The organism is Streptomyces sp. NPDC019443, assembly GCF_044389785.1.
Taxonomy (GTDB): domain Bacteria; phylum Actinomycetota; class Actinomycetes; order Streptomycetales; family Streptomycetaceae; genus Streptomyces.
This window is the reverse complement of record NZ_JBIRYJ010000002.1, coordinates 369,796-395,042: the sequence shown is the minus strand read 5'-3', so window position 1 is coordinate 395,042 and position 25,247 is coordinate 369,796. Positions and strand designations below refer to the sequence as shown.

Genomic DNA, 25,247 nt, shown 5'->3' with positions numbered 1-25,247 from the left:
GCGGTCACCGCTGTCGGGTATCGAGCGGACGTATCAGCAGCTCGGCGATCTCCTCGCGCCGCCCGGCGTCCGCGCGGACCGCCTGCTGCGTGAGGTAGATGGCGTTGAGCAGCTGGTCGGTGGGCCGCAGTTCGCCGTCGCCGTCCTCGCGGGTGAACTGGCCGATCAGATCGAGGTTCCGCTCGTCGGATCCGGCTCCGAAGTGGGCCTGCACCATTGCGGCGAGCCGCTCGTCGCGCGGCGGGTCGAGGTGCAGATGGATGCAGCGGCGCAACAGCGGGGCGGGGAAGTCGCGCTCTCCGTTGCTGGTCATCACCACGAAGGGGAACGCCTTGCAGCGCACCCGGCCGTCCCTGACGGGCACCCGGCGGCCGTCGTCGGTGAGTACCCGCACCTCGTCCTGGCCGGGCCGGTCGGCCGTCCGCTCCAGCTCGGGAAGGGCGAACTCCCCCTCCTCCACCACATTCAGCAGGTCGTTCGGCAGATCGATGTCGCTCTTGTCGAGCTCGTCGATGAGCAGGACGCGGGGCAGCTCGGCCGGCAGCAGCGCGGTTCCGAGCGGGCCGAGCCTGATGTACCGGCCGATGTCGTCGGACCCACGCTCGGATCCCCGCTCGGCGAGCTGGGCGTCCTGGAGCCTGCCGATGGCGTCGTAGGTGTACAGCCCGTCCTTGAGCTCGGTGCGGCTGACAATGGGCCACTGGAGGACGCGGCCGAGCCCGAGTTCGTACGCGACGGAGTGCGCGAGCGTGGACTTGCCGGAGCCCGGCTCGCCGGTGACGAGGAGCGGACGCCGTAAGTAGAGGGCGGCGTTGATGAGTTCGAGGGTTTCGGCGTCCTGGGCGGGCGGGGCCGCCACGCGCGCGCCGAGCCGTCGCGTCGACGAACTGTCGATCGGCGGCGCGGGGTCGGGCAGCGGCTCTCCGGAGAAGGCGCGCCAGGGGGGCGGCGGTGGCAGTCGGCGGATCCGGTCCGGATCCGGCGCACCGACGCCTCGGTAGATCAGCCAGTCGTCCATCGCTCGCTCCTCGTAGGCGGTCGGTGGGCGGACCCGTGGCGGACCACGTCTGTCCTGTACCCACCGCCCTGCCCTCCCATTGCTCGGGTGCGGCTCCTCATGGGGAGTCCACCGGTCCGGTGTCGTCGGCGGGCAGAGGGCGGCTCGGGTCGTCGTAGAGCATGGCCACCCCCTCCGCCCAGTGGCGGCTGTTCCTCGATCCGCTGATGTCGTCCCTGATACGGCGCAGCCGGTCGGGAAGTTCAGTCGCGCCCGCGGTCTGACCGAGCAGCTGGGCCGCGCCCCGGTGCAGGTCCTCGCAGAACTCCGTACAGCCGTGGTCGGCATGGCCGTCGGTGTGCCACAGGGCGATACCGTGCCCCGCTTGAAGTGCCATGCCGATGGCTCTCCGGCCGACCCCGCTGCCTGCGGGCCTGCACAGCACGGGCACGGCCGACGGCGGCATGTCCTCGAAGTGCCGGGGCCTGGGGACCTGCCGCTGCGGCGGGGTGCGGCAGGCGGTGAGCGCATCGGCGGCCGCCATCCCCTCCCAGCGGCGCTGCCAGACGGCGTCCGGTTTCCCTCGTCTCGCGAGGTCGCGCAGCACCACCATCCGCCGTACGCCGACATACGCCGGATAGTGCAGCCGGGCCATCTCGGTGAGCTGCCAGCGGTGTACGGCGGTGTCGAAATGGTCGACGGGCAGGGCGACTTCGAGCGGTGCCGGGACGCCGGGCGAGTCGACTGACGCGAAGACCTCGTCCAACGGGCCGCGCAGCCGCTGGATGAGCTGCTCGGGCGGGATGCCGTCGCCGGTCTGCTCCTCGTGCAGCGGCTCGTTCACGTCCTGGCCGTCGTCGACCCGGATCCGCCAGTAGAAGCGGGTGGGCCGGGCGTCGCAGACCGGCTCCAGCTCGACGATGACGACGGCGGATCCGTCGCCGGGCCGCGGATAGCGGACGACGATCCGGTCCTGGCCGTCGGGCGTGCGCGGGTGTACGAGACCGGGCGGCAGCGTCGCCTGAGTGACCACGGTGTGCACGATGCGGGGAACTTCCTGGAGCCGGCGGGCCACCCAGTCGGCAAGGGCCACGGGGTCGCCGCCGCGGCTGCGCTCGTACTCCACCACCAGCTGGAGGTAGTGCAGCGCGGCGATGGCGGCGACGGGCTGCCCCGCCTCGTACAGCAGGCCGTGTCCGTCGCGCCAGATGCGCGGCAGGAGCTGGCCGGGCGGGGAGGCGACACCGCCGCGGGCCTTTTTGGCGAGCTCCACGACGGGCCGGATGGCGCCCGGCGGGTGCACACCCGCGAGCAGGAAAAGCGCCTCGCGCCGGTCGTGCGGGCTCCACCACTGGTCGCCGCTGGTGTGCACGCCGGCGCCCGGGAGCTGGTGCTGGCGCTCGATCCAGTTGTGCCCGGTGACCTTCGGGGACTGGCCGTGCCAGCGGTCGTGCGCGGCCATCAGGAGCTGGTAGGTGGATCCGAACCGGCGCAGTGCGGTGGCGGCGATCGCCATGCCGCCGTCCCGCCCGACCCGGCGGGACTTGAGGATGCCGACGACGGCACCGGTGTGGGCGTCGAGCACGGGCGAGCCCGAGCCGCCCTTGGGGAACTCGGCTTCTGGCCTGAATCGCATCCCGTAGTCGTCGTCGAAGCCGTTGATCCTCGCGGCGGCCTTCCAGCGCACGGCGCGTTTCTCGGCTCCGTACTCCTGCTGCTCGGGCCGGTAGCCCTGGACGATGCCGCGGCCGCCGGGGTAGTCGGTGCGGTCGGTGAGCCAAACGCACTCGTGCTCGACGTGCGGGTCGACGAGCCTGACCAGGGCGAGATCCTGCTCGACGGGCACGCGCTGCTCGGCCCGCGGCTCGCCGTCGAGCAGCCAGCAGTCGAGCCGCGCCTGAAGCGGCTCGCCGTCGTTCACCTCGCTGCCGCGGAGGTGGAAGATCCGGTCCTGGTCGCCCTTGAGATGGGGGGCGAGTACGTGTGCGCAGGTCAGGACCCAGCCGGGCGCGACGAAGAAGCCGCTGCCCCACATGGCTGCGGGCTGGTCCTGCTCGTCCCGCTCGTCCTGTACGGGTGAGAAGTGGACGGTGGCGGCGCGAGTGAGGGCGTCGATGACGGAGTCGGAATCGCTCATGCCGTGTCATCGCTCATGTCGTTCTGTTGATCCTTCAGCTTCCAGGTGAGCGTGACCTGGACCGACGCCTTGGCCTCCCCGGCGGCGAGCACGGCGAGGGCGACGCCGGACTTGGCGGTGAGCTCGACGCCGAAGCTGACGCTCGCCTCGTCCGGCTTGGCGGCGGCCGCGGCCTCGAGCACCGAGGCGCCGACCTCGGTGATCAGCTGCTGGAGCTGCTGGACCTTGGCGGTGGCGTTCTCGACGAAGCCGACGTCCTCGTCGTCCTCGCCGTATCCGCCGCCCGTGGTGGACAGCCGGGCGAGCACGACGGCTCCCCCGGGCAATTCGATCTGCTGGACGCGTGCGTTCACGGTTCCCCCCGTCTTCACGGCCAACTCACCCCCGCGCTAACGCACTTGGGCGGTGTGCGAATGGCGACGACGTTACTGGCCTGCACGGTTGCAGGGGAGAGTTGGAAGTCGCCGTAATCTAAAGAGGTAGACCCCGTCCGTACCAGGAGCATGTCTTGTACTTCACCGATCGCGGCATCGAGGAGCTGGAGAAGCGACGCGGCCAGGAGGAGATCACTTTCGAGTGGCTCGCCGAGCAGCTGCGCACCTTCGTCGACCTCAACCCGGACTTCGAGGTCCCGGTGGAGCGCCTCGCCACGTGGCTGGCGCGGCTGGACGACGAGGACGAGGACGAGTAGGGGGCGTAGGGCCGAGGGTCGGGGTCGGGGGTCGGCCCGGTTCCGCTGCCCCGGGGGATCTGGGGCGGGTCCGGCTAACCGGCCGCGTTCGGCCGGCCCGGCTGACCGGCTCCGTTGGACCGGCCCGGCTCCCGCCGCACCCGGTCGTACACCAGGCTGAGCGCCCCGTTCGCGACCAGCACCACGCCCGCCGCCGCCCAGCCCAAGCCGCCGGAGCGGCGGGCGAAGCCCCAGGCCAGCAGCGGCACCCCCGCCGCCAGCTGGGCAGCCCCGAGCAGACGGGCCTTCGGGCCGCGGAGCCAGGGGCCCAGCCGGCCTCACCACAGGGCGAGCACCGGCCAGTTCACGCCCACGGCGAGCGCGGCCGCCCAGCCGGCCAGCACCCGGTCGACCGGTTCGCCGCCGTCCAGCCAGGGCTTCCCCTCCGGGACGAGCACGCTCCACTGCTGCCCGGCCGGGGCCAGCAGCTGGTGCTCGCGCAGCAGATGGGCCGGGGGCCGTACGGCAGCCGGTTCGGCCCGGCACAGCAGCAGCGCTCCCACGGGTGTCGGATTCATGACCCATACGCTAGGACAGTTTGTCCGGGTACGACGCTCAATGTTCGCCTACCGGCCTGGCATCATGCTTGACATCCCTCAACCGCGATATATCGTGTTCAGCAGGAGACGCGATATGTTGCGTCGCAGCCGCCCCGGGAGGTCAGCACCATGGCAGAGTCGACGTGGGAAGTCTCTGAGCCCAAGAAGCTCACCTTCGACGACCCCGTGACGGCGCTCAATGTGCGCATCGTCAATGGAACGGTCAACGTCGTGGGCACCGACGAAGGTTCCGCCCGCCTCGAGATCTCCGAGATCGAGGGCCCCCCGCTGGTCGTAACCCAGCAGGGCGCCACGCTCACCGTCGCGTACGAGGACCTGCCCTGGAAGGGCTTCCTCAAGTGGCTCGACCGCAAGGGCTGGCACCGCAGCGCGGTCGTCTCCCTCGCCGTTCCGGCCGGCTCGACCGTCGAGGTCGGCGTCGTCGGCGCGGGAGCGGTCGTATCCGGGATCCGGGGGACGACGGCCGTACGCGGCATCAGCGGCGACACCACGCTCGTAGGGCTCTCCGGCGCGGTCCGCGCCGACACCGTCTCCGGGAATCTGGAGGCCCAGTCCGTCACCGGCGATCTGCGATACAACTCCGTCTCCGGCGATCTGACGGTGATCGAGGGGGCGGGCTCGTCCGTACGGGCCGAGTCCGTCAGCGGCGACATGGTCATAGACCTCGACCCGGCGGGCAGGCCCACCGACATCCGGCTGACCACGGTCTCCGGCGAGGTCGCGATCCGGCTGCCGCACCCCGCGGACGCGCAGGTCGAGGCGAACACAGCGAGCGGCTCGGTCTCCAACGCCTTCGACGACCTGCGGATCAGCGGCCAGTGGGGCGCGAAGAAGATCACCGGCACGCTGGGCGCGGGCACGGGCACGCTCAAGGCGACGACCGTGTCCGGTTCGATAGCGCTGCTCCGCCGGCCGCCCGCGGATGACGAACCGTACGACGCAGCCCCCACCGGAAAGGTGCTCTGACATGCCGCCCGTCTTCGCCCATGGCCGTCTGCGGCTGTATCTGCTGAAGCTCCTGGACGAGGCTCCGCGCCACGGCTATGAGGTGATCCGGCTGCTCGAGGAGCGCTTCCAGGGGCTGTACGCGCCATCGGCGGGAACGGTGTACCCGCGGCTGGCCAAGCTGGAGGCCGAGGGTCTGGTCACGCACGCCACCGAGGGCGGCCGCAAGGTCTACTCGATCACCGACGCGGGCCGCGAGGAGCTGGCCGGGCGCAGCGGCGAGCTGGCCGACCTGGAACTGGAGATCCGCGAGTCGGTCTCCGAGCTGGCCGCGGAGATCCGCGACGACGTGCGCGGCGCGGCGGGGAAGCTGCGCAGCGAGATGCGCGCGGCGGCGACTCAGACGCGGACGACGTCCGGCACGGAGAAGGACTGGGGCGACAACGAGTCGTGGCGGGCGGCCAAGGAGGAGCTGCGCAAGGCCAAGCAGGAGTGGAAGGAGCAGGCGCGCCGCGCGAAGGACGAGTCGCGCCGGGCCCGCGAGGACGCGCAACAGGCGCGCCGCCAGGCGAAAGAGGCGCAGGAGACGGCCCGCCAGGAGATGCAGCGCATCGCCAAGCAGGTCCAGGACCAGGTGCAGGACCACTTCGCGCGGGGCGACTGGCCGAAGGGCGTACGGGAGGGCCTGTCGGAACTGAGCGCGCAGTTGGGGGGCCTGGCGCGCGGCGCGACCGTGGCCCCGGAGCCGGAGCCGGGCTGGGCGAAGGACACGACGGACTCGGGCGACCCGGCCCGCGACCTGGACCGCTTGCTGGACCGCTTCCGCGACGACATCAGGGACGCGGCACGGGACCACGGCGTTACGCCCCAACAACTGGCCGAGGCGAGGCGCCACTTGTCCACGGCCGCGGCCCACATCGGAGCGCTACTACGGAAACCGGCGCCCTGAGGGCGGGGGGTGCGGACTGCCCGGGGCGCGGATCCTGGGCGTTCCGGGATGAGCGGGACCGCGGGCGCTTGGCCGTTCCGGGGTGCCTTGGACCGCGGGGCGCGGGCTTGGGGCCGCTCCGGGGCTCGTGTTCTGGACTGCACCGCATCTGATTTGCGACCCCGCCGCGTGGTCACCGCGCTTCGCGCGAGTTGCGCCGCTTTACGTCCAGAGCACGCCCCCTGCGCATCCTCTGCACCGGAGCGATCCGGGGCACCCGGCGGCGCGAAGCTGCCGCTTCCCGGGGGTGTGGGGGCGTCAGCCCCCGCGTCGTATCCCTCCCCCAGGGGCCTGGGGCCCGCCCCAGTTTCGGGAAGGGGCGGGGTGGAGAACAAACAGCCCCCACCGCGTACGCCCGCACCCCACACAGCCCCCCACCCCGGACCGCAAGGTCACCCCGCCCGCGCCGCCCCGCCTCCGTACATCACCCGCTCCACCGCCTCGTACGTCGCCCCGTGGTCCGCCAGAACCTCCGCTACCACCCCCCGCCGCGCCGTCAGCGCCAGCAGCAGATGCTCGCCGCCGATCTCGCGGTCCCCGCGGCCCGCCGCGATGCGGAGCGACTGCACCAGCGTGCCCTTCGCCTCCGCACCGAAGGGGCGACGACGCGACCACCGCGTCTTCGACACCCCGCCCAACTGCAACGCCCCCGCCCCATGCGTCTCCTCGATCTTGGAGACGATCTCGGCCACATCGATCCCGAGCCCCGCCAGCGCAGCCGTGTCCGCCTTCGACAGACCGCCCCGCCGCCGCGCATCCGCCAGCGCGTCCTCCACCGACCGGCGCCGGTCCATGATCCCCAGCGCCGTGAACGCGAACGCCGTCCGCGTCCCCTCCTGGTCCAGCATCGCCAGCAGCAGGTGCTCATCGGTGACGGAGTCCGCGCCCGCCCGCTCCGAGTGTCCTACCGAGCCCGTCACAACATCACGGGCATCCTTGGTGAAGCGCTCGAACATCACTGCCTCCCGTACTTCTTGTGCACGGCCTGCCGGCTGACGCCCAGCTCGGCCGCGATCTCCTGCCACGACCAGCCCTGATTGCGGGCACTGCGCACCTGTACGGCTTCGAGCTGCTCGAGAAGTCGCCGCAGCGCGGCGACCGCCCGCAGCCCCACCCGCGGGTCACGATCGCCCGCCCGCTCGGCGAGATCGGTTGCTTCGGTCATAGTTGTCAACCTACATTGACAGTTATCCACTGTCAACTCCTGTTGACAGCACCCCGCCGTACCGTGGTCTCGTGATCGATTTCCGTACGCCCGCGTCCCTCCCCGGCAGCCTCGACGTCCAGTGGCATGCAGGCTGGCCCTCTCCGAAGCACGACCCGGCCCCGGAGATACAGACGCATGCCTACGACGAGCACACCGTGATCCTGCGGCAGAACAAGTCCGTGCATTTCGAAGCCCCGTTCCTCTTCCAGCTCTTCGGGAACGAACGGGCGCTGCTGCTGGACACCGGAGCGACGGCCGACCCCGCGCACTTCCCGCTGCGCGCGACCGTCGACGCCCTGATCGAGCGGTGGCTGGCCCGCCATCCGCGCACGGAGTACGGGCTGGTGGTGGCCCATACCCATGGGCACGGCGACCACATCGCGGGCGACCCACAGTTCGCGGACCGGCCGCGCACCGAGGTCGTCGGGCCGTCACTCGACGAGGTGCGGGGCTTCTTCGGCTTCGAGGACTGGCCGGACGGCCGCGCCGAGCTGGACCTCGGCGGGCGGGTGCTCGACCTGCTGCCGGGCCCCGGGCACCAGGAGGCCGCGGTCGTCTTCCACGACCGGCACACCGGGCTGCTGCTGACCGGCGACTCCCTCTACCCCGGCCGGCTGTATGTCCAGGACACCGCCGCCTTCGCCACCACCGTCGACCGGCTGCTCGCCTTCTGCGCGGCCACCCCCGTCAGCCACATCCTCGGCTGCCACATAGAGATGACGACCACCCCGGACCGGGACTACCCCCGCGGCACCACGTATCAGCCGGACGAACCCCCGCTCCAGCTGTCGACGGCGCATCTGCTGCGGCTGCGAGACGCCCTCGCCACGCACACGAGCCAGTGCGGCGACTTCATCGTGGTGTACGAGGAGTGACGGTGACGTTGGCCGTGACCGTGACCGCGATCCTCGCCCCGGGCCGGGCAAGGACCCGCACCGTCCCCGGTCTGCCCGTCGGCACCGTCCGGGTGCTCGTCCAGGCCGGGCCGTCCACAGCGATACGCCAGCCGGTCGGGCCAGGAGGCAGGGATACCTCTGTCATGCCCGCCCGCTCGGACGCCCGGTACACCAGGCGGTACGTCCCGGTCTCCGGGTCGTACGCATCGGACGCGACCCGTCCCGCGACGGCCGCCGCGTACGGCGCCGCGGTCTGCTCCTTGTTCGTACGGAACAGCCCCCGGCCGTCGACCGCGCAGTAGCCGCCGCCGTAGCACCAGACGTAGCCCGCCCAGCCCGAGCTGTAGCGGTTCAGGGAGGCCAGCGCCTCGCGGTAGAAGCGGGACATATTCGGAAGGGAGTTGTTGAGGGGACCCCACTCCCCCACCACGACCGGGATCCGCTGCTCCTTCGGGTACGCGGTGACGGCCGCCTCGTACGACTCGATCCAGCCCGCCGCCGGGTCGTAGTCCGCGCCCGCCTCCATCGCCGTGTTGTAGAAGTGCGGGGCGTAGACGACCTTCGGGTCCTCGATCCTGCCGAGGCCCGTGGGGACGCCTTCGCCGACGATCGGGGTCGGCTCGACGAAGACCCAGCTGCCGTCGTCGGCCGAACGGACCGCGTCCGCAAGGCGGTTGTACATCGGCGTGAGCTGATCGCGTTCGACCCGGCGGGCGGCGGTGGGCAGATCCTCGCCCGCGCGCAGCTCACCCATCGGCTCGTTGATCAGGTCGTAGCCGAGGACGGCCGGATGGTGCTCGAAGCGGTCGGCGATGACCCGCCACATCCGCGCCTGCGCCCGCCGCAGGTCCTTGTCCTCGTAGAGGTGGGTGAAAGCACGTTGTACAGCCGGTTCGAAGTACTCGGAGAACCAGTCGTCCGGGTGCGGGGTGAAGGGCAGTCCGTCGGTCCTCGTCGCCCACTCCGGGATACCGCGATGCCCGAAGGCGGGGCCGAAGACATCCTGGTGGGCGTCGATGAGCACCTGGATGTCGTATTTCCGCGCCCAGTCCAGGATCCGCTCGATCTTGCGCAGATACGCCGCGCTGTAGTGGCCCCGCCGGGGTTCGAGGTCGTCCCAGAAGACCAGCAGGCGGGCGAAGTTGAAGCCCTTGGCGCGCATGTCACGAAAGTGCTTCTCGGTGATGGCGGAAAGCGCCCGCTCGCCGCGGTTCGTCTTGTCCTCGACGTTCCAGCCGCGCAGGGTGGGGGTGCGGCCGCGGTCGTCGGTCAGGCGTGGGATGCCGCCGGGGCCGCCCGGGTCCGCGGCGGCCGGAGCCCCCACGACCCCGACGGCCCCCGCGCCCCCGACGGCGCCCGTGGACAGCAGAAGAGTGCAGCAGACCGCCGCAAGTGCCCGGATCGTTCGGCGCGTACGCATGGGGCGGATCCCATCAGCACACCTGACGGTCCATCAAGAGGGCGTCAGCACGATCTTCCCGAAGAGGTCGCCGCCGGCCATCCGCTCGAAGCCTTCCCTGGCCCGGTCCAGCGGCAGCACCTCGTCGATCACCGGCCGCACGCCGGTGGCCGCGCAGAAGGAGAGGAGATCCTCCAGCTCGTCCTTGGAGCCCATGGTCGAGCCGACGACCTTCAGCTCCAGGAAGAAGATCCGGGTGAGTTCCGCGTGCGAGGGGCGGTCGCCGCTGGTCGCGCCGGAGATCACCAGCGTGCCGCCGGGCCGCAGCGACTTGATCGAGTGCGACCAGGTCGCGGCGCCGACGGTCTCCATGACAGCGTCCACCCGCCGGGGCAGCCGCGCGCCCGGTTCGTACGCCTCCTCCGCGCCGAGTTCGACGGCCCGCTTGCGCTTGGCCTCGTCGCGGCTGGTGGCGTACACCCGCAGTCCGGCAGCCTTGCCGAGGACGATCGCGGCGGTCGCGACGCCGCCGCCCGCGCCCTGGACGAGGACCGAATCGCCGGGCCGTACCCCGGCGTTGGTGAAGAGCATGCGGTACGCGGTGAGCCAGGCGGTCGGCAGGCAGGCGGCCTGCTCGAAGCTGAGCTCCTTCGGCTTGGGCAGCAGATTCCAGGTCGGGACTGCGACCTGCTCGGCGAAGGTGCCCTGGTAGCGCTCGGTGAGGATGGAGCGCGGCTCGTCCGGGCCGACGCCGTGCCCGCTCTGGCCGATGACGGAGTGGAGCACCACCTCGTTGCCGTCCGCGTCGATGCCCGCGGCGTCGCAGCCGAGGATCATCGGCAGCTTGTCCTCGGCGAGGCCGACGCCGCGCAGCGACCAGAGATCGTGGTGGTTGAGGGAGGCGGCCTTGACGGTGACGGTGGTCCAGCCGGGGCGGGACTCGGGGGCCGGGCGTTCGCCCAGCTCCAGGCCGTTGAGCGGGGCTTCACGGTCGATGCGTGCGGCGTAGGCGGCGAACATGACCTTGAGGGTAGGCCGGGCCGGTGCGCGGCGGAACCGCGCACCGGTGTGACACGCGTCCCGCCGGACCTGCGCCGAGTCCCGCGCATGCCTCGCGGCCGCCCCCGGATCCATCCGATCGGCGGAACGCCCAGCCCGATCGGAGGAACCTCCGGAACAAATGTGGACGCCCGGCAGCAGCACCCAGCAACGGCGCCCAGCAACCGCGACGGGCCGTGCCGGACCCCCCTCAAGGGGTACGGCACGGCCCGTGCGCGTACATACCGGCAGCGTCAGCGCCTGGCGACACCCTCGGCACGTGCGGCCGCCGCCACCGCCGCCGTGACCGCCGGAGCCACCCGCTCGTCGAACGGCGACGGGATCACATAGTCCGCCGCCAGCGCGTCGCCCACCACGTCCGCCAGCGCGTTCGCCGCGGCGATCTTCATGCCCTCGGTGATCCGGGAGGCCCGGACCTGGAGTGCGCCCGCGAAGATCCCCGGGAAGGCCAGCACGTTGTTGATCTGGTTGGGGTAGTCGCTGCGACCCGTCGCCACCACCGCCGCGTACCGGTGCGCGACTTCGGGGTGCACCTCCGGGTTCGGGTTGGCCATGGCGAAGACGAAGGCGCCGGGCGCCATCGCCGCGACCGCGGACTCCGGGACCGTACCGCCGGAGACGCCGATGAAGACGTCCGCGCCCGCCAGTGCCGTCTCCAGCGAGCCGCTCAGCCCCGCCCGGTTGGTGATCTCCGCGAGCTCCCGCTTGACCGGGGTGAGGTCCTCGCGGTCCTGGCTGACGATGCCCTTGCGGTCGGCCACGGCCACATCGCCGATGCCCGCCTGCAGCAGGAACTTCGCGATGGCCACGCCCGCCGCGCCCGCGCCCGAGATGACGGCGCGCAGATCACCGAGACCGCGCCCGGTCAGCTTCGCGGCGTTGCGCAGCGCGGCGAGGGTCACCACGGCCGTGCCGTGCTGGTCGTCGTGGAAGACCGGGATGTCGACCCGCTCCTGGAGCCTGCGCTCGATCTCGAAGCAGCGGGGGGCCGAGATGTCCTCGAGGTTCACCCCGCCGAAGGACGGCGCGAGCCGCACGACGGTCTCGATGATCTCGTCCGTGTCCGTCGTGGCCAGCGCGATCGGAACCGCGTCCACGCCGCCGAACTGCTTGAAGAGGATGGCTTTCCCCTCCATCACCGGAAGCGACGCCTCCGGTCCGATGTCGCCAAGACCGAGCACCGCGGTCCCGTCCGTCACGACAGCGACGACCTGGGACTTCCAGGTGTAGTCGTGGACGAGCTCCGGCTGCTCGGCGATCGCGCTGCACACCTTGGCGACACCGGGTGTGTACGCGAGGGAAAGGTCGTCCTTGTCACGCACCGGCACCGTGGCCTGGATGGCCATCTTGCCGCCGCGGTGCAGCGCGAAGGCCGGATCGAAGGGCTCCTCGGGAGCTCCCTCCGCACCGTCTTCGCTGTCGCTGCGAGGATTGACGATCTCCGCTGCCATTTGGTTGACCCCTTAAGTCTTCATCAGTTGAGGGTGGCCACTCCTGGTTGAGGAGGGGTGGGCGGGCACCGCGTCCGTGCCCTGCCTCAGCGGTTGGCCCGCCTGGCAGGGGGAGGTACGTACGCGCGGGCGCGCCGCACACGCGCCCTGAGCCCCGGATGAGGGGTGTAAACGTCCTTCTTACCTGACCGATGGCCCCGGCGACGAGTCGATATCCGCCTGCTGACATGACTCATGGCCTGATGTCAGGACACGTCAGCTTTGCGCCTGAAAATCCGCGCGAAGTGCCTGACGGGCCGCAGATCCTCCGGTCGGAAGAAGGCATTCCCGCGAAAGGTCCGGCCTTGATGTACCGGCCCGAGGGGGTCCGGGGGTGTCCCGTTACCCGATTTTGACATGCGCTGCCCCCTGATTGGGCTAGTCCGAATGGCAAGATGCCGAAAACACTCAAGGTCGCGACACTCGAAGATGAGTGCACGACCGACAAATCGCACCCCCTCACCCGCCGGAGGATCCCGACCATGACCGCAAGCAACGCCTGTCGTACGACCGCAACCAGGTCCCGGATCGCCGCGGTCGGCGCGATCGCGGTCGCCGGCGCACTGCTGCTCACCGCCTGTGGTGACCAGACAGACTCGGGCTCGAGCACCAAGGAGTCCAACGGCGCCACGTCGGGCAAGGCCGCGCTCTTCGACAAGCTGCCGAAGAAGTACCAGGACGCCGGCGTGATCAAGGTCGGCACGGACGCCGCCTATGCGCCGATGGAGTTCGAGGAGGGCGGCAAGATCGTCGGTATCGACCCCGACATCGCCGCGGCCCTCGGCAAGGAGCTCGGCGTCAAGTTCCAGTTCACCAGCGGCACCTTCGACGGCCTGATCTCGTCGCTCAACAGTGGCCGCCAGGACATCGTCATGTCCGCCATGTCCGACACCAAGGCCCGCCAGCAGGGCCTGGACGACAAGGGCAAGAAGGTCGGCGAGGGCGTCGACTTCGTCGACTACTTCACCTCCGGCGTCTCGCTCCTGGTCAAGAAGGGCAACCCGGAGAACATCAAGTCGCTCGACGACCTGTGCGGCAAGAAGGTGGCCGTCCAGCGCGGCACGACCTACGAGGCCACCTTCAAGACCCAGGCCGCCAAGTGCAAGACGGACGGCAAGGGCGCGCTCACGATCGAGGCGTTCGACACCGACGCCGAGGCCCAGACCCGCGTGAAGTCCGGTGGCGCCGTCGCCGACCTCAACGACTACCCGGTCGCCGCGCACATCGCGAAGACCGCGGGCGGCGGCAACGACTTCGAGGTCGTGGGCGACCAGACCGAAGCCGGTCCGTTCGGCATCGCCGTCGACAAGGACAACACCCAGCTCCGCGACGCGCTCAAGGACGCCCTCAACGCGATCATCAAGAGCGGTGAGTACGAGAAGGTCCTGGAGAAGTGGGACGTCAAGAACAGTGCCGTGACCGAGGCGACCATCAACGCCGGCAAGTAATCCGGCGTTCTCGCCTCAAGCGTTCACTGAAGGGCAGTCACTGTGACTGACAAGTTCGACAAAACGCCCGCCGACGAGCCACCGGCGGATGCGGCGGTCAGCAAGGGGGCGTTCGTTCCCCCTGAGCAGATCAAGGCCATCCCGGTACGGCACTGGGGCCGCTGGGTCAGCGGTGTCGTCGTCGTGGCGTTGCTGGGCCTGCTCGTGTACTCGTTCTCTCAGGGCGACGTCAACTGGGGCACGGTCGGGGACTTCATCTTCGACGACCGGATCCTGGCGGGCATGGTCAACACGGTGCTGATCAGCGTGCTGTCGATGCTGATCGGCCTGATTCTGGGCGTTGTTTTCGCGGTCATGCGGCTGTCGAAGAACCCGGTGACGGGTGCGGTGTCCTGGCTGTACATCTGGTTCTTCCGCGGCACCCCGGTGTTCGTGCAGCTGCTGCTGTGGTTCAACCTCGCGCTGATCTTCCCCGTCCTGAACCTCGGGTTCTACAAGGACGAGATGGTCGACGTCATGACCCCGTTCGTGGTCGCCCTGCTGGGCCTGGGCCTGAACGAGGGCGCCTATATGGCCGAGATCGTCCGGGCCGGCATCCAGTCGGTCGACGAGGGCCAGACCGAGGCGTCGCACGCGCTGGGCATGCCCGGTGGCAAGACCATGCGGCGGATCGTGCTCCCGCAGGCGATGCGGGTGATCGTGCCGCCGACCGGGAATGAGTTCATCAACCTCCTGAAGACCTCATCCCTGGTGTCCGCGGTGCAGTACACCGAATTGCTGCGCGCAGCGACGAACATCGGCTCCACGTCGTTCGCGGTCATGGAGATGCTGCTGGTGGCCTCGGTCTGGTACCTGGCTCTGACCAGCGTCTTCAGCGTCGGCCAGTTCTACGTCGAGCGGTACTACGCTCGCGGGTCGCTGCGGCAGCTGCCGCCAACGCCGTGGCAGAAGATCAAGGCCAATCTGGCGATCGGCCGTCCGAAGGGAGGCCTCGCATGAGCGCCATGGTGAAGGCGGAGGGCGTCCACAAGTCCTACGGCCCCGCGCACATCCTCAAGGGCATCGATCTGGAGGTCGCCCCACAGGAGGTGTTCTGTCTGATCGGCCCCTCCGGGTCCGGTAAGTCGACCTTCCTGCGGTGCATCAACCACCTGGAGAAGATCAGCGCCGGCCGGCTGTCCGTCGACGGCGAACTCGTCGGATATCGCCAGAAGGGCGACAAGCTGTACGAGCTCAAGGACAGCGAAGTCGCCCTCAAGCGCCGCGACATCGGCATGGTCTTCCAGCGCTTCAACCTCTTCCCGCACATGACGGCCATCGAGAACGTCATGGAAGCGCCGATCCAGGTGCGCGGCGAGGCCAAGGCGGTGGCCCGTGCCCGTGCGGAGCAGCTGCTGGACCGGGTGGGCCTGTCCGACAAGGCCAGGAACTACCCCGCCCAGCTCTCCGGCGGCCAGCAACAGCGCGTCGCCATCGCCCGCGCGCTGGCGATGGAGCCGAAGCTGATGCTCTTCGACGAGCCCACCTCCGCCCTCGACCCCGAGCTGGTGGGTGACGTCCTCGACGTCATGCGCGGCCTGGCCGAGGACGGCATGACGATGATCGTCGTCACGCACGAGATGGGCTTCGCGCGTGAGGTCGGCGACGCGCTGGTCTTCATGGACGACGGCGTGGTTGTCGAGTCGGGCCACCCGCGCGACGTTCTGACGAACCCGCAGCACGACCGTACGAAGTCGTTCCTCTCGAAGGTGCTTTAAGCGGTACAGAGCGGTACAGAAGAGGGCGGTACGGACCCAGTGGTCCGTACCGCCCTTTTCGTTCCCCGCGTTTACTTGAGGGCGAGCAGCAGGGTGTCGGAGGGCGATGCCCACACGGCCCGGGCCTCCCCGAACCCGGCCGTGCGCAGCGCCTCCGCGTGCCAGTGCACGGACGGCATGTCCCCGTCCGCGTGCTCGCCGTAGATCTCGTAGCGCTTCGCCGTCGGCTCGGCGAGTACGGGGTCCTTGGCGGCCAGCGCCCACCAGTCGGCCCAGTCGCGCGCGCCGGCGGCCTTGGCGCGGTCCATCTGCGCGTGCCGGTGGGCGCGCTCGGCGGCGTTGATGCGCGGGGTGGTGCGGTCGATCATGTGGTCGGCGTTCATGAAGACGCCGCCTTCCCGCACGACCCCGGCGATCTGCCCGTACAGCGCGGTCAGCGGTCCGCTGCGCAGCCAGTGCAGCGCGGTGGCGGTGAGCACGGCGTCGTACGAGTCGTAAGGCAGCTTCGTCACCCAGTCGGGGTCCTTCAGGTCGGCCGTGACGAAGGTGACCCGCACGTCGCCCTCGAAATAGCCCCGGGCGATGGTCAACAGGGCGGGATCCAGATCGACCCCCGTGCTGGTGGACTTCGGGAACCGCCGGAACAGCCGGTCCGTAATACTTCCCGTACCGCACGCGAGATCCAGCACCCGTGGCTCGGGGCCCACCAGGGCCTCGACCATGTCCAGCATCACCCGGAACCGCTCCTCGCGATCGGGCATGTACCACTCCTGCTGCCGGTCCCAGCTCTCCTGCCAGGCCCGCCAGTCGGCTCCTGCTCCCGTACGCGTATCCGTCCCCGCCCCCGTCACCGTCTCCGACACCGGAACCCTCCCGTCCGTAATACCCTCGAAGCTATAGCAGCCGTTACGTCGACATTAGAACGCCGCGGTAAGGACTACAAGTGGAACTGGCCCATTACTCGGACTACGCAGTGCGCCTGGTCAACACCGAGGAGCCGGCCCGCAGCAAGGACTCCCTCACCTCGGTCGAGGCAGTTCGGGAGCTCTTCGGCCCGTCCGCCCAGGCAGCGCGCCGTGCCACCGAGGCGGACGTCACACGCTTCCGGTCGGTACGAGGACGGCTGCGCGCGGTCTTCACCGCCGCCGACGCGGGCGACGAGACCCAGGCGGTCGACCTGCTCAACTCGCTGCTGCTGGAGTTCCCGGTCAATCCGCAGATCTCGGGGCACGACTACCGGGACGAGGACGGCCGTCCGAAGTGGCACATGCACCTGGCCGACCACCCCTCCAACGCGACGGCGGGGTACGCCGCGATCGCCGCGATGGGGCTCGCGTTCCATCTCACGGAGTACGGAGTGGACCGGCTCGGCCTGTGCCAGGCGACGCCGTGCCGCAACGCCTACCTCGACACCTCGACCAACCGCTCCCGCCGCTACTGCTCGGACCGCTGCGCGACCCGCGCCAATGTGGCCGCCTACCGCGCCCGCAAACGCCTGGAGACGGAACGGTCGCAGAGCACGGGCCGCACTGCCGAGAACGCCCAGGAGGCGACCGCGCGCACGGAGCGCTGACCCTCCGCGAGCGGCCGGTATCTGCCGCGTACCCGCCCCAGCAGCAGCTCGTGGGGAACGGTGCCGAACAGCCGGCTGTCCCCCTCCGCCCCCGGGTTGTCGCCCAGTACCCACCAGCCGTCCTCGCGCCGCTCGACGAGCCGCTTGACGATGAGCAGATCCTGCTGGAGCGGATGGCGCAGCACGGCGACGTCGCCGGCCTTCACCTCCGCGCCGTAATGGACCAGCAGTTGATCGCCGTGTCTGAGCGTCGGGTACATGGAAGGACCTGTCACTTCGGCGACTCCGAACGGCGCTTTCGGCTCCCGCCCCTGCTCAGTCATCCGCCACCTCCGAGTCCCACGGTACGTTCGGCCACCAGTCCCATACTGACCCTGGACTTTTGTCCTAAGCCCTAGGGGCACTCGCGAAAACACGTCACTCACGGAGTAATGTCCCACCTGAGAAGACGATCACGAGGAAGGACAGCTCAATGCTCTCCCGCCTGTTTGCCCCCAAGGTGAAGGTCAGCGCCCACTGCGACCTGCCCTGCGGTGTCTACGACCCGGCCCAGGCCCGTATCGAGGCCGAGTCGGTCAAGGCCGTCCAGGAGAAGTTCCAGGCCAACGAGGACCCGCACTTCCGGGCCCGCGCCACGGTCATCAAGGAGCAGCGTGCGGAACTCGCCAAGCACCACGTCTCGGTGCTGTGGAGCGACTACTTCAAGCCGCCGCACTTCGAGAAGTACCCGGAGCTGCACCAGTTGGTCAACGACGCCCTGAAGGCGCTGTCGGCCGCGAAGGCGTCGACGGACCCGGCGACCGGCCAGAAGGCGCTGGACTACATCGCCCAGATCGACAAGATCTTCTGGGAGACGAAGAAGGCCTGACCTTTCCGGTCACGTCTTTTTTGCGCACGTTCGCTTACTTACGACAGCACCCGGCATCCGCGCGGAGCCGGGTGCTGTCGGCGTTTTCGCTCCCGTGACGGAGCCCTCAACTCCACCGGACAGACGCAGCGCCAAGAAGGCGTGGACGCACCGCCAGCGGCAACTCGACAGAGTGTGGCGCCGGTGTTCAGCCCCGGCGCGCGGCACCCTCCGGCCACACCACATCCACCGGCAGACCCGCCTCGCGGGCCTCGGCCACCACGTCTGCCGTGCCGCCTCCCTTCCCGCTGGGCGACTCGCCGTTCCACACAGCGACGAGCCGATCGGAGCGCTCCAGCAACACCGCATTCGCGGCCTCGTACGCCTGGCGGTTCGCCGCCTCGTGCGGCATGACGAGCACCTCGTCGGCGGCCTCGACAAGCCGATCGAACAACTCGGCATGGTCGGATTTGACCTTGCTCTGCCGGTAGTCCTGCGAGGGGATCACGACGACCAGACGCCCGCTGACCGCCAGCACGGCCTCCGCAAAGAGGGAGTCGGAGCCCTTGGCGATGCAGGAGACACCGACGAGTCCACCGTCCGCGTATGGCTTGAGCAGCTCGTCGAGCGCGGTGCGGACGAGGGAAGTGCTCGCCTCGGTCAGGTCCATGTGTCCGGTCACTGCGATGGTCGTCATGGCTCTCCCCGGTCAGCTCGACGGCAGGTCGCGGATCCTATCGCGGGCCTCGCGCACAGCCCTCGAAGCGCACCCGCTCTATGCTCCGGCCTTCCGGCTGTGCAGGACCACGAGTCCCGTTACGGCCGCAGCCAACAGGAGCAGCGCGAGCAGCGCGGGAATCAGGGCAACCAGCGCGCCCGCCCCCAGGCAGCCGAGTCCTCCGACGACGAGTGCCACAGGCTTTCGCCCACCGGTGCGCAGCAAAATCGCCGACGCCGCGAGCAGGAATACGCCGACGCCGCCTGGGAGCGCCCAGGCCACCACCCCGTGCAGCGGTTCGGTCAGGTCGTAGTGCTCGTCGTCGGCGACCTGTTGGAGCACCTTCTTCATGCCGAGCGCGGTGAGCACGACTCCCGCGACGAGCGGCAGGTGCAAGAACGTGTAGGTGTCGCGCGCCAGCCGGGTGCGGTCATCGCCGTCCAGAGCGCTCAGCCGATGCTCGGCGGTCTCGCTGATCTGCCGGAAGTACAGGCGCCACAGCCCGGCGACAACCAACAGGCCCGCGGCGGCCCCGGCCAGTACCGGGGTGGAGATGGGCAGGCCGGACACGCCAACACCGATCGCGACGATCGACTCGCCCAGCGCGATGATCACGATCAGACCGTGCCGTTCGGCGAAGTGCCCCGGCGAGGCCACCCGCCAGCCCGAGGATCCGGTGACGTAGATCCCGCCGTAGTCGATCACCACCGCGCCGAGCCACACCAGTACTTGTGCGACGCCACTGAGGGCGCTGCCGACCAGGAGCAGCACGAACGGCGGGGCCACCGACAGCAGTGCGGTCCGGCGCAGCGTGACATGGAGCGCCTCGTCGCCGGGGCTGGCGATCCAGTACGAGACCAGATGCAGGATCCGGACCGCGCCGTAGCAGAGCACGAACACCAGCGGCGCCGACAGGCCGCCAGGCGCGTCGGCGTAGACCTCCGGCACGGTCAGTGAGACGACCAGCACCACCGCCATCACCGCGACCAGCACGGTGAACATCGCTCCGGAGTCGGCCCGCACCACATTGCCCAGCCAGGCGAAGCAACACCAGCACCACCACAGCAGGGCGAGCACCACCATGGCGCCGACCAGCCGCAGTGGCGTCGGGTCGGCCGCCATCAGAGCGGTGACCTGGGTGATCGCGTAGACGAATACCAAGTCGAAGAACAGCTCGGCAGGCGTCACCCGATGACCGCTCTCCGTGGCGATCATCCGGGACCGGTCTCTACCTGTCGGCACGGCGTTTCCCCTCTGGAGGCGGCACTCGGCTCGGCCGACTCCGCGCGGAAGGATACGGCCAAATCATGGCCGGATTCGGGGCTTGACGAAATTGCAGAGTTCCCGCTGCTCCAGTGGCAGCAAGTTACCTCCGCCGTGACGGGGGCCAGGCCGCGGGCGCGTGCAGCAGCGGGCTCTTGTGTCTGCGCAGCCACTGCCGGTACGCCGCCGCACGCAGCGCCGCCTCCTGGTACGCGTCCGCCAGCTCCGCATACACCGCGTCGTACAGCTCCTGGCACTCACCGGGTCTGCAGAACAGGAGCAGCCGTACGGCGAGCGGGTCGCCGCGCAGCGGCCGGATCGCCATGTCGTCGCGCGGGCCCGTGGTCGGCTGGCAGGGGGCGACCGCCTCCCCGACCGCTATCAGGGATGCGGCGGTGAGGTAATCCCCGTGCAGGACGGGCGGGTTGAGGCCGGCCGCGCCCAGCACCCGGCGCAGCCCGTCCCACTCGCCGTCCACCGTCGGGTCGACCATCCAGCGGTCCTCGGCCAGATCGGCGAGTTCCACGACGGCCGCGGCGGCGGCAGGGTGGTCGCGGGCCATGGAGATGAACTGCGGCTCGCGCTTGACCAGTACGCGAGCGGACAGACCGTCCGGCACGAGCAGCGGACAGCCCTCCACCTCGTGCACAAAGGCGACGTCGAGCTGGCCCGCGGCGACCATCCGCAGCAGCGCGCTGGCCGAGACGTCCATGTGCAGCGAGATGTCGGTGCCGGGCAGCCGCTGCCGAAGCCTGCGCAGCCAGCCCGCGAGCGCCCGGCTGGCGGTGGAGCCGACGCGCAGCCGGGGGCCGTCGGCCCGGGCGGCGGCCGCCTTGGCCTCGACGACGAGGGAGGTCATTTCGGCCACGAGCGGGCGGGCCCGGCTCAGTACGGAACGGCCCAGCGGGGTCGGCCGGCAGCCGGTGCGTTCACGCGAGAAGAGCTCCGCGCCGAGGGAGTTCTCGATCCGCCGCAGCTGGGTGGTCAGGGACGGCTGGCTGACGCCCAGTTGCCGGGCGGCTTTGTGCAGGCTGCCGGTGTCGGCGATGGCGCACAGCGCACGGAGGTGCCTCACCTCGAGCTCCATGAGCCGAGGGTAGAGCCGCCCCAACTGTCACACCAGACACTGTAGTTGGGGCACAGCGGACGGTCCGAAACACGGTGATGCGCTCGCGTTATCGGCAGTTGACATCATCCGCGACGGGGGCGGGCTCCCCGACACTCTGCGGTACCCGAACCCGTTCATCGGATTCATCGGACGAGCAGGAGCCCCCCACATGCGCAATCCCATGCGTCATCCCCGGACGTTACTCTCCGCCTCACTCGGCCTCGGTCTCGGCCTCGCCGCCGTGCTGGGCGCCGGACCCGCGACCGCGTCCAACCTCCCTGCGGCCGCAGCCCCTTCGTCGTACGCCGCCTACGAAGGATCCAGCGAGGACGCCAAGGCGACCAAGGCCTTCTTCGACGCCGTCGTGAAGTCGGTCGCCGACAAGCGCGCCGCGAACCCCGGCGCCAAAGCCGTGACCGTCGTCTACAGCACCGCCAACGCGCCCAGCTTCCGCAGCCAGATATCCCAGAGCACCCAGATCTGGAACAGCTCAGTCAGCAATGTGAAGTTGCAGGAGGGCTCGGGCGCGGACTTCTCGTACCACGAGGGCAATGACCCACGCGGCTCGTACGCGAGCACCGACGGCCACGGCCGCGGCTACATCTTCCTCGACTACCGGCAGAACCAGCAGTACAACTCCACCCGGGTCACCGCCCACGAGACCGGGCACGTGCTGGGGCTGCCCGACCACTACCAGGGTCCGTGCAGCGAGCTGATGTCGGGCGGCGGCCCGGGCACGTCCTGTCAGAACGCCTACCCGGACGCACGGGAGCGCGCCCGCGTGAACGCCCTGTGGGCGGGCGGCCTGGCGGCGGCGATCGCCCGCGTCTCCTGACCCTGCGCCCTACCTGCCCTGGCACAAGAGGGGCGTCCCGCCGCCAATGGCGGGACGCCCCTTCATGGTCGCGCATAGTGTGGTGCCATGACGAGACCGAGTGAGCGTCCCGAGACTCTGTACGAGGCCGTCGGCGGCAACGACGCGCTGCGGCGGCTGAGCAACACCTTCTACGAAGCCGTCCTCGCCGATCCGCTGCTCGCCCCCGTCTTCGCCGACTTCACACCCACCCATATCGAGCATGTCGCCGTCTGGCTCGCCGAGATCTTCGAAGGCCCGGCCCGTTTCACCGCCGAACTGGGCGGCCACCAGGCGCTGCTCCGCGCGCACCTCGGGCTGTCGATCACCGAGGAGCAGCGGCTGCGCTGGATGGAACTGATGACCACCGCGGTGGCGAAGGAGCTCCCGGACGACGAGCTGCTGCGCCGCCGGGTGCTGGAGTACTTCGACTGGGGCACGAAGATCGCCCGCGAGGTCTCGGCAGACCAGGCGGGCACGGACCTCGGGGACCCGGGTCCGACCCCTCGCTGGGGCTGGGACGGCCTGCGCTGACCGGAGGGGTCACCCGGCGCGGCCACTCAGGCGCCCACCGGCGTACGCAGTGAGAACTCCGCGCCGGGCGGCAGCTGCTTCTGGATGCTGCCGAGAGCGTCGCCGAAGTCACCCCCGGCGACACCGGATTCGTACGCGGTCCCGCCGTAGTGCAGGGTCAGATTGAGGTCCGCCCGGTCCAGCGACCCGTCCTGCCGCGGCTCGCCGAGCGTCAACAGGCAGCTGAGCGTGGCCCGTTGGAGCGCACCGTCCGCGTGGACGGGCAGCGGTATGTCCCACTCCAGTACACAGGACGACAGCACCCCGGCCGTGCCCACTGCCCTAAGGGCGGCAAATGTCGCCCCTTCGTACTCAACATCCCTTATGCGCGTGCGCAGTTGGCGCCCGCTCGCCGCGATCGTGAACGCTTCCGTGCCCGCGCGGTCGCGGTACCAGCCCGCCCAGACTTCCGTCGACTCCGATGACATGGCGCGGACTGTAGCGGTACGACTTGTTCCGCTGAACAGCCGGGATCCCTCAGGGCGTCCCGACCGCCCCACCTGGCTCACCGCCGGACTCGCCGCCTGGCTCACCGCCGGACTTCTCGGCGGACTTCTCGGCGGACTTTTCGGCGGACTTTTCGGCGGACTTCTCAGGGGACTTTTCACTCTGGCTCACGCCGCTCAGTGGGCACCCGGGATTACGGCACGGGCCGGGTTCCCAGACGGGGACGTACGCGCCGAGCGTCTTGTGTCGTTTGATGACCGTGCCGACAGGCTCTCCGCACGCCGGGCAACGGTGCTCGACCTGCGGGCTGCGGACGGTATCGCGTCCTTCGCTGCCCATACCCCCAGGATATGGCGGTATGGGCAAGCCGGACAGTCCTGCGGTCAGTGCTTCCTGTGGTACTTCCTGACGAGGACGCCATTGTCGAAGGTGCGGACGGAATCGAGCGTGAAGTCCGCGATGCGGAACTCCGCCGCGAACATGGGCATTCCCCAGCCGAGGATCACCGGATAAGTCTTGATGACGAGCTCGTCGACCTCGTCCAGCAGCTGGCCGGCGAGGCTCGCGCCCCCGCAGAGATAGATGCCGAGCCCGTCCTCCTGCTTGAGCTCCCTGATCTTGGCCGCCACGTCGCCGGAGACGATCTCCACGTTCGGGTCGGGCGACTCCTTGATACTGCGGGATGCGACGTACTCCCGCAGATGGGCGTACGGGCTGGTGACCTTGATGTCCAGCGCGAGGTCGTAGCTGGCCCGGCCCTGGATGATCGTGTCGAACTCGGTGTTGGGCGCGTCGTCTACGCCCAAGGCCTGCCGGGCCGGGGTCGGCAGGGTGTCCGAACACTCGGTCCTGAGGTAGTCGAGGAAGTCCCCGACCGCGAACGGGGTGAAGAAGTCCGCCTTGCCGTCCGGGGCCCCGATGAAGCCGTCGATCGACGCGGCGATGAAGTAGCTGAGCTTTCGCAAACCGGTCCTCTTCGTCAGGGGATACGAGCGTGGCCGCTGACAACCCAGCGCAACCACTCCACCCATAGTGCTTCAGGCGTAGTGGTTATGCAAGGCCCTTTCTCCGGCGAGCGTCACAACCCGCTTGCGGCCCGCGCCATTTGGCCGCATCAGCGGGTGCGGCGGGTGACGAATTCCGCCAGAGCCAGCAGATCGCCCGCCGCCGTCAGGTCCGGAACCGCGCGGGCGAGCTCATGGACGGCCCGGGCCATCCGGTCCGCCGCCTGGAGCTGTGCCCAGTCGCGGCCGCCCGCCCGGTCGACGGCCTCGGCGGCGAGGCGCACGGCCCTGGGGCTCATCGGGCCGCGATAGAGCTCGGCCAGGTCGGCGCCCGCCGGGGTGCCGGAGGTCAGGGCGGCGACCACCGGCAGGGACTTCTTGTGGGACGCCAGATCGGCGCCGGCCGGTTTGCCCGTACGCGCCGGATCACCCCAGATCCCGATCAGATCGTCGATGAGCTGGAAAGCAAGCCCCGCTTCCCTCCCGAAGGCGTCCATGGCCGCGGCCTCCTCCTCGCCCCCGCCCGCGTACAGCGCGCCGAGCGCGCAGGCGCAGCCCAGCAGCGCGCCGGTCTTGGCCATCGCCATGGCGAGGCACTCGTCGAGGGAGACCTCCTGCGGCGCGCGCTCCTCGAAGGCGCAGTCCGCCTGCTGTCCCGCACACAGCTCGATCACACACGCCGCGAGCCGCTCCGACGCGGCGGCAGACGCGGGGTGCCGGTCCTCGGCGAGCAGCCGCAGCGCGAGGGCGAGCAGGGCGTCGCCCGCGATGATGGCGTCCGGGGTGCCGAAGACGGTCCAGGCGGTGGGTCGGTGCCTGCGGGTGGAGTCCTCGTCGATGACGTCGTCGTGGAGGAGCGTGAAGTTGTGAGCCAGCTCCACCGCGGCCGCCGCCCGCACCGCCTGCCGCGGGTCCCCGCCGAGCGCCCGGGCCGCGGCCAGTACGAGCGCGGGCCTGATGGCCTTGCCCGCAGAGCCGGCCGCCGGGGTGCCATCCGCGTGCTCCCAGCCGAAGTGGTACATCGCGACGCGGCGTATGGATCCGGGCAACGATTCGATGGTGGCGCGCAGTTGGGGATTCACGGCGCTGCGGGTGCGTTCCAGGAGGTCGACGGCCTCGCGGGCCTCGACGGTCTCCGACATGGTCATCTGGGCAGGCCTTTCCAGGTGTTGGGCACTCCGGGGGCCGACGGGGCAGGGGCCGAGCCGTGCGGCCGGGAGCGTGGCGCGATATCGCGCCACGGGCGGG

General features: G+C 70.1%; 28 protein-coding genes and 1 pseudogene. 11 read left to right on the top strand and 18 right to left on the bottom strand.

The features are described 5' to 3' along the window. Positions 1 to 4: 4 nt before the first annotated feature. The 3 genes from ACH492_RS08040 to ACH492_RS08030 form a co-directional block, all read right to left on the bottom strand. Positions 5 to 1,018 (bottom strand): AAA family ATPase, encoded by a 1,014-nt coding sequence (locus tag ACH492_RS08040; RefSeq protein ID WP_398983991.1) that lies wholly within the window; start codon positions 1,016 to 1,018, stop codon positions 5 to 7. Positions 1,019 to 1,115: 97 nt separating this feature from the next. Then, the gene (locus tag ACH492_RS08035) at positions 1,116 to 3,134 is read right to left on the bottom strand and encodes a trypsin-like peptidase domain-containing protein (protein WP_398983989.1); all 2,019 of its coding nucleotides are present in this window, start codon (positions 3,132 to 3,134) and stop codon (positions 1,116 to 1,118) included. Then, positions 3,131 to 3,487: a CU044_2847 family protein gene (locus tag ACH492_RS08030; protein ID WP_398983987.1), complete on the bottom strand. Its 357-nt coding sequence runs from the start codon at positions 3,485 to 3,487 to the stop codon at positions 3,131 to 3,133. The genes ACH492_RS08035 and ACH492_RS08030 overlap by 4 nt, the downstream gene beginning before the upstream one ends. A 155-nt stretch (positions 3,488 to 3,642) precedes the next feature. Here ACH492_RS08030 and ACH492_RS08025 point away from each other — a divergent pair, with 155 nt between their 5' ends. Further along, positions 3,643 to 3,825 carry a DUF6104 family protein gene (locus ACH492_RS08025; RefSeq protein WP_307661186.1) on the top strand — a complete coding sequence of 61 codons (183 nt, stop codon included), beginning with the start codon at positions 3,643 to 3,645 and terminating at the stop codon, positions 3,823 to 3,825. Positions 3,826 to 3,899: 74 nt separating this feature from the next. Here the strand turns inward: ACH492_RS08025 and ACH492_RS08020 are convergent. Beyond that, positions 3,900 to 4,382: pseudogene (locus ACH492_RS08020) on the bottom strand (hypothetical protein). A gap of 150 nt (positions 4,383 to 4,532) precedes the next feature. Between ACH492_RS08020 and ACH492_RS08015 the strand changes: the two are divergent. Continuing rightward, positions 4,533 to 5,390, top strand: coding sequence for a DUF4097 family beta strand repeat-containing protein (locus ACH492_RS08015; RefSeq protein WP_398983985.1), 858 nt, complete (start codon positions 4,533 to 4,535; stop codon positions 5,388 to 5,390). A gap of 1 nt (position 5,391) precedes the next feature. Next, complete coding sequence (locus ACH492_RS08010) at positions 5,392 to 6,318, top strand: helix-turn-helix transcriptional regulator (RefSeq protein ID WP_398983983.1); 927 nt, start codon at positions 5,392 to 5,394, stop codon at positions 6,316 to 6,318. Positions 6,319 to 6,749: 431 nt separating this feature from the next. On the opposite strand, the gene ACH492_RS08005 is transcribed toward ACH492_RS08010, so the two are convergent. Together ACH492_RS08005 and ACH492_RS08000 are read right to left on the bottom strand one after the other, a co-directional pair. Further along, on the bottom strand, positions 6,750 to 7,313 hold the full coding sequence (locus ACH492_RS08005; RefSeq protein WP_398983981.1) for a Clp protease N-terminal domain-containing protein: 564 nt from the start codon (positions 7,311 to 7,313) through the stop codon (positions 6,750 to 6,752). After that, positions 7,313 to 7,522 (bottom strand): helix-turn-helix domain-containing protein, encoded by a 210-nt coding sequence (locus ACH492_RS08000; protein ID WP_018571396.1) that lies wholly within the window; start codon positions 7,520 to 7,522, stop codon positions 7,313 to 7,315. The genes ACH492_RS08005 and ACH492_RS08000 overlap by 1 nt, the downstream gene beginning before the upstream one ends. 71 nt (positions 7,523 to 7,593) lie before the next feature. On the opposite strand from ACH492_RS08000, the gene ACH492_RS07995 reads away from it, so the two are divergent. Beyond that, the gene (locus tag ACH492_RS07995) at positions 7,594 to 8,439 is read left to right on the top strand and encodes an MBL fold metallo-hydrolase (RefSeq protein WP_398983979.1); all 846 of its coding nucleotides are present in this window, start codon (positions 7,594 to 7,596) and stop codon (positions 8,437 to 8,439) included. Here the strand turns inward: ACH492_RS07995 and ACH492_RS07990 are convergent. The 3 genes from ACH492_RS07990 to ACH492_RS07980 form a co-directional block, all read right to left on the bottom strand. Beyond that, positions 8,417 to 9,880, bottom strand: coding sequence for a glycoside hydrolase family 5 protein (locus ACH492_RS07990; protein WP_398983976.1), 1,464 nt, complete (start codon positions 9,878 to 9,880; stop codon positions 8,417 to 8,419). The two genes, ACH492_RS07995 and ACH492_RS07990, sit on opposite strands and share 23 nt — an antisense overlap. Before the next feature lie 33 nt (positions 9,881 to 9,913). After that, on the bottom strand, positions 9,914 to 10,879 hold the full coding sequence (locus tag ACH492_RS07985; RefSeq protein WP_398983975.1) for a zinc-binding dehydrogenase: 966 nt from the start codon (positions 10,877 to 10,879) through the stop codon (positions 9,914 to 9,916). A 272-nt stretch (positions 10,880 to 11,151) separates the two neighbouring features. Next, positions 11,152 to 12,369 carry an NADP-dependent malic enzyme gene (locus tag ACH492_RS07980; protein WP_398983974.1) on the bottom strand — a complete coding sequence of 406 codons (1,218 nt, stop codon included), beginning with the start codon at positions 12,367 to 12,369 and terminating at the stop codon, positions 11,152 to 11,154. A gap of 521 nt (positions 12,370 to 12,890) precedes the next feature. On the opposite strand from ACH492_RS07980, the gene ACH492_RS07975 reads away from it, so the two are divergent. Genes ACH492_RS07975 through ACH492_RS07965 form a run of 3 tightly spaced genes read left to right on the top strand, consistent with a single transcriptional unit; the run spans position 12,891 to position 15,613 of the window. Then, positions 12,891 to 13,856: an ABC transporter substrate-binding protein gene (locus ACH492_RS07975; protein WP_398983973.1), complete on the top strand. Its 966-nt coding sequence runs from the start codon at positions 12,891 to 12,893 to the stop codon at positions 13,854 to 13,856. A 42-nt stretch (positions 13,857 to 13,898) separates the two neighbouring features. Then, complete coding sequence (locus ACH492_RS07970; RefSeq protein WP_398983971.1) at positions 13,899 to 14,855, top strand: amino acid ABC transporter permease; 957 nt, start codon at positions 13,899 to 13,901, stop codon at positions 14,853 to 14,855. After that, a complete protein-coding gene (locus tag ACH492_RS07965; RefSeq protein WP_307661197.1) occupies positions 14,852 to 15,613 on the top strand; it encodes an amino acid ABC transporter ATP-binding protein in 762 nt (253 codons plus the stop codon). The genes ACH492_RS07970 and ACH492_RS07965 overlap by 4 nt, the downstream gene beginning before the upstream one ends. Before the next feature lie 71 nt (positions 15,614 to 15,684). Here ACH492_RS07965 and ACH492_RS07960 read toward each other — a convergent pair whose 3' ends face one another. Continuing rightward, on the bottom strand, positions 15,685 to 16,374 hold the full coding sequence (locus ACH492_RS07960; RefSeq protein WP_398984802.1) for a class I SAM-dependent methyltransferase: 690 nt from the start codon (positions 16,372 to 16,374) through the stop codon (positions 15,685 to 15,687). Between the two features lie 182 nt (positions 16,375 to 16,556). Here ACH492_RS07960 and ACH492_RS07955 point away from each other — a divergent pair, with 182 nt between their 5' ends. Next, positions 16,557 to 17,186, top strand: coding sequence for a CGNR zinc finger domain-containing protein (locus tag ACH492_RS07955; protein ID WP_398983968.1), 630 nt, complete (start codon positions 16,557 to 16,559; stop codon positions 17,184 to 17,186). Here ACH492_RS07955 and sodX read toward each other — a convergent pair. After that, entirely contained in the window at positions 17,090 to 17,509 is a 420-nt protein-coding gene (gene sodX, locus ACH492_RS07950; RefSeq protein ID WP_398983966.1) for a nickel-type superoxide dismutase maturation protease, read from the bottom strand. The two genes, ACH492_RS07955 and sodX, sit on opposite strands and share 97 nt — an antisense overlap. A gap of 149 nt (positions 17,510 to 17,658) precedes the next feature. Between sodX and sodN the strand changes: the two genes are divergently transcribed. Next, complete coding sequence (gene sodN / locus ACH492_RS07945; RefSeq protein WP_215095254.1) at positions 17,659 to 18,054, top strand: superoxide dismutase, Ni; 396 nt, start codon at positions 17,659 to 17,661, stop codon at positions 18,052 to 18,054. A 187-nt stretch (positions 18,055 to 18,241) separates the two neighbouring features. On the opposite strand, the gene ACH492_RS07940 is transcribed toward sodN, so the two are convergent. The 3 genes from ACH492_RS07940 to ACH492_RS07930 all read right to left on the bottom strand — a co-directional run bounded on the left by ACH492_RS07940 (position 18,242) and on the right by ACH492_RS07930 (position 21,101). After that, on the bottom strand, positions 18,242 to 18,730 hold the full coding sequence (locus ACH492_RS07940; RefSeq protein WP_398983964.1) for a hypothetical protein: 489 nt from the start codon (positions 18,728 to 18,730) through the stop codon (positions 18,242 to 18,244). Positions 18,731 to 18,808: 78 nt separating this feature from the next. Beyond that, complete coding sequence (locus tag ACH492_RS07935; protein WP_398983962.1) at positions 18,809 to 19,993, bottom strand: low temperature requirement protein A; 1,185 nt, start codon at positions 19,991 to 19,993, stop codon at positions 18,809 to 18,811. 124 nt (positions 19,994 to 20,117) lie between these two features. Then, on the bottom strand, positions 20,118 to 21,101 hold the full coding sequence (locus ACH492_RS07930; RefSeq protein ID WP_398983960.1) for a LysR substrate-binding domain-containing protein: 984 nt from the start codon (positions 21,099 to 21,101) through the stop codon (positions 20,118 to 20,120). A 202-nt stretch (positions 21,102 to 21,303) separates the two neighbouring features. On the opposite strand from ACH492_RS07930, the gene snpA reads away from it, so the two are divergent. Beyond that, positions 21,304 to 21,957, top strand: a complete 654-nt coding sequence (gene snpA / locus ACH492_RS07925; RefSeq protein WP_398984800.1) for a snapalysin — start codon at positions 21,304 to 21,306, stop codon at positions 21,955 to 21,957. Between the two features lie 87 nt (positions 21,958 to 22,044). Further along, positions 22,045 to 22,509, top strand: a complete 465-nt coding sequence (locus ACH492_RS07920; RefSeq protein WP_398983958.1) for a group II truncated hemoglobin — start codon at positions 22,045 to 22,047, stop codon at positions 22,507 to 22,509. 26 nt (positions 22,510 to 22,535) lie between these two features. On the opposite strand, the gene ACH492_RS07915 is transcribed toward ACH492_RS07920, so the two are convergent. The 4 genes from ACH492_RS07915 to ACH492_RS07900 form a co-directional block, all read right to left on the bottom strand. Beyond that, complete coding sequence (locus ACH492_RS07915) at positions 22,536 to 22,976, bottom strand: DUF6304 family protein (RefSeq protein WP_398983956.1); 441 nt, start codon at positions 22,974 to 22,976, stop codon at positions 22,536 to 22,538. 49 nt (positions 22,977 to 23,025) lie between these two features. Beyond that, positions 23,026 to 23,334 (bottom strand): hypothetical protein, encoded by a 309-nt coding sequence (locus ACH492_RS07910; protein WP_398983954.1) that lies wholly within the window; start codon positions 23,332 to 23,334, stop codon positions 23,026 to 23,028. A gap of 44 nt (positions 23,335 to 23,378) precedes the next feature. After that, a complete protein-coding gene (locus ACH492_RS07905; protein WP_398983952.1) occupies positions 23,379 to 23,960 on the bottom strand; it encodes a dihydrofolate reductase family protein in 582 nt (193 codons plus the stop codon). 149 nt (positions 23,961 to 24,109) lie between these two features. Further along, positions 24,110 to 25,147 (bottom strand): family 2 encapsulin nanocompartment cargo protein polyprenyl transferase, encoded by a 1,038-nt coding sequence (locus tag ACH492_RS07900; protein ID WP_398983950.1) that lies wholly within the window; start codon positions 25,145 to 25,147, stop codon positions 24,110 to 24,112. Positions 25,148 to 25,247: the final 100 nt, after the last annotated feature.

Coding starts and splice junctions, on each gene's coding strand:
- ACH492_RS08040 (WP_398983991.1), bottom strand. CDS start 1,018: ATGGACGACTGGCTGATCTACCGAGGCGTCGGTGCGCCGGATCCGGAC.
- ACH492_RS08035 (WP_398983989.1), bottom strand. CDS start 3,134: ATGAGCGATTCCGACTCCGTCATCGACGCCCTCACTCGCGCCGCCACC.
- ACH492_RS08015 (WP_398983985.1), top strand. CDS start 4,533: ATGGCAGAGTCGACGTGGGAAGTCTCTGAGCCCAAGAAGCTCACCTTC.
- ACH492_RS08010 (WP_398983983.1), top strand. CDS start 5,392: ATGCCGCCCGTCTTCGCCCATGGCCGTCTGCGGCTGTATCTGCTGAAG.
- ACH492_RS08005 (WP_398983981.1), bottom strand. CDS start 7,313: ATGTTCGAGCGCTTCACCAAGGATGCCCGTGATGTTGTGACGGGCTCG.
- ACH492_RS08000 (WP_018571396.1), bottom strand. CDS start 7,522: ATGACCGAAGCAACCGATCTCGCCGAGCGGGCGGGCGATCGTGACCCG.
- ACH492_RS07990 (WP_398983976.1), bottom strand. CDS start 9,880: ATGCGTACGCGCCGAACGATCCGGGCACTTGCGGCGGTCTGCTGCACT.
- ACH492_RS07985 (WP_398983975.1), bottom strand. CDS start 10,879: ATGTTCGCCGCCTACGCCGCACGCATCGACCGTGAAGCCCCGCTCAAC.
- ACH492_RS07980 (WP_398983974.1), bottom strand. CDS start 12,369: ATGGCAGCGGAGATCGTCAATCCTCGCAGCGACAGCGAAGACGGTGCG.
- ACH492_RS07975 (WP_398983973.1), top strand. CDS start 12,891: ATGACCGCAAGCAACGCCTGTCGTACGACCGCAACCAGGTCCCGGATC.
- ACH492_RS07965 (WP_307661197.1), top strand. CDS start 14,852: ATGAGCGCCATGGTGAAGGCGGAGGGCGTCCACAAGTCCTACGGCCCC.
- ACH492_RS07960 (WP_398984802.1), bottom strand. CDS start 16,374: ATGCCCGATCGCGAGGAGCGGTTCCGGGTGATGCTGGACATGGTCGAG.
- sodX (WP_398983966.1), bottom strand. CDS start 17,509: ATGACTGAGCAGGGGCGGGAGCCGAAAGCGCCGTTCGGAGTCGCCGAA.
- sodN (WP_215095254.1), top strand. CDS start 17,659: ATGCTCTCCCGCCTGTTTGCCCCCAAGGTGAAGGTCAGCGCCCACTGC.
- ACH492_RS07940 (WP_398983964.1), bottom strand. CDS start 18,730: ATGACGACCATCGCAGTGACCGGACACATGGACCTGACCGAGGCGAGC.
- ACH492_RS07930 (WP_398983960.1), bottom strand. CDS start 21,101: ATGGAGCTCGAGGTGAGGCACCTCCGTGCGCTGTGCGCCATCGCCGAC.
- snpA (WP_398984800.1), top strand. CDS start 21,304: ATGCGTCATCCCCGGACGTTACTCTCCGCCTCACTCGGCCTCGGTCTC.
- ACH492_RS07920 (WP_398983958.1), top strand. CDS start 22,045: ATGACGAGACCGAGTGAGCGTCCCGAGACTCTGTACGAGGCCGTCGGC.
- ACH492_RS07915 (WP_398983956.1), bottom strand. CDS start 22,976: ATGTCATCGGAGTCGACGGAAGTCTGGGCGGGCTGGTACCGCGACCGC.
- ACH492_RS07910 (WP_398983954.1), bottom strand. CDS start 23,334: ATGGGCAGCGAAGGACGCGATACCGTCCGCAGCCCGCAGGTCGAGCAC.
- ACH492_RS07900 (WP_398983950.1), bottom strand. CDS start 25,147: ATGACCATGTCGGAGACCGTCGAGGCCCGCGAGGCCGTCGACCTCCTG.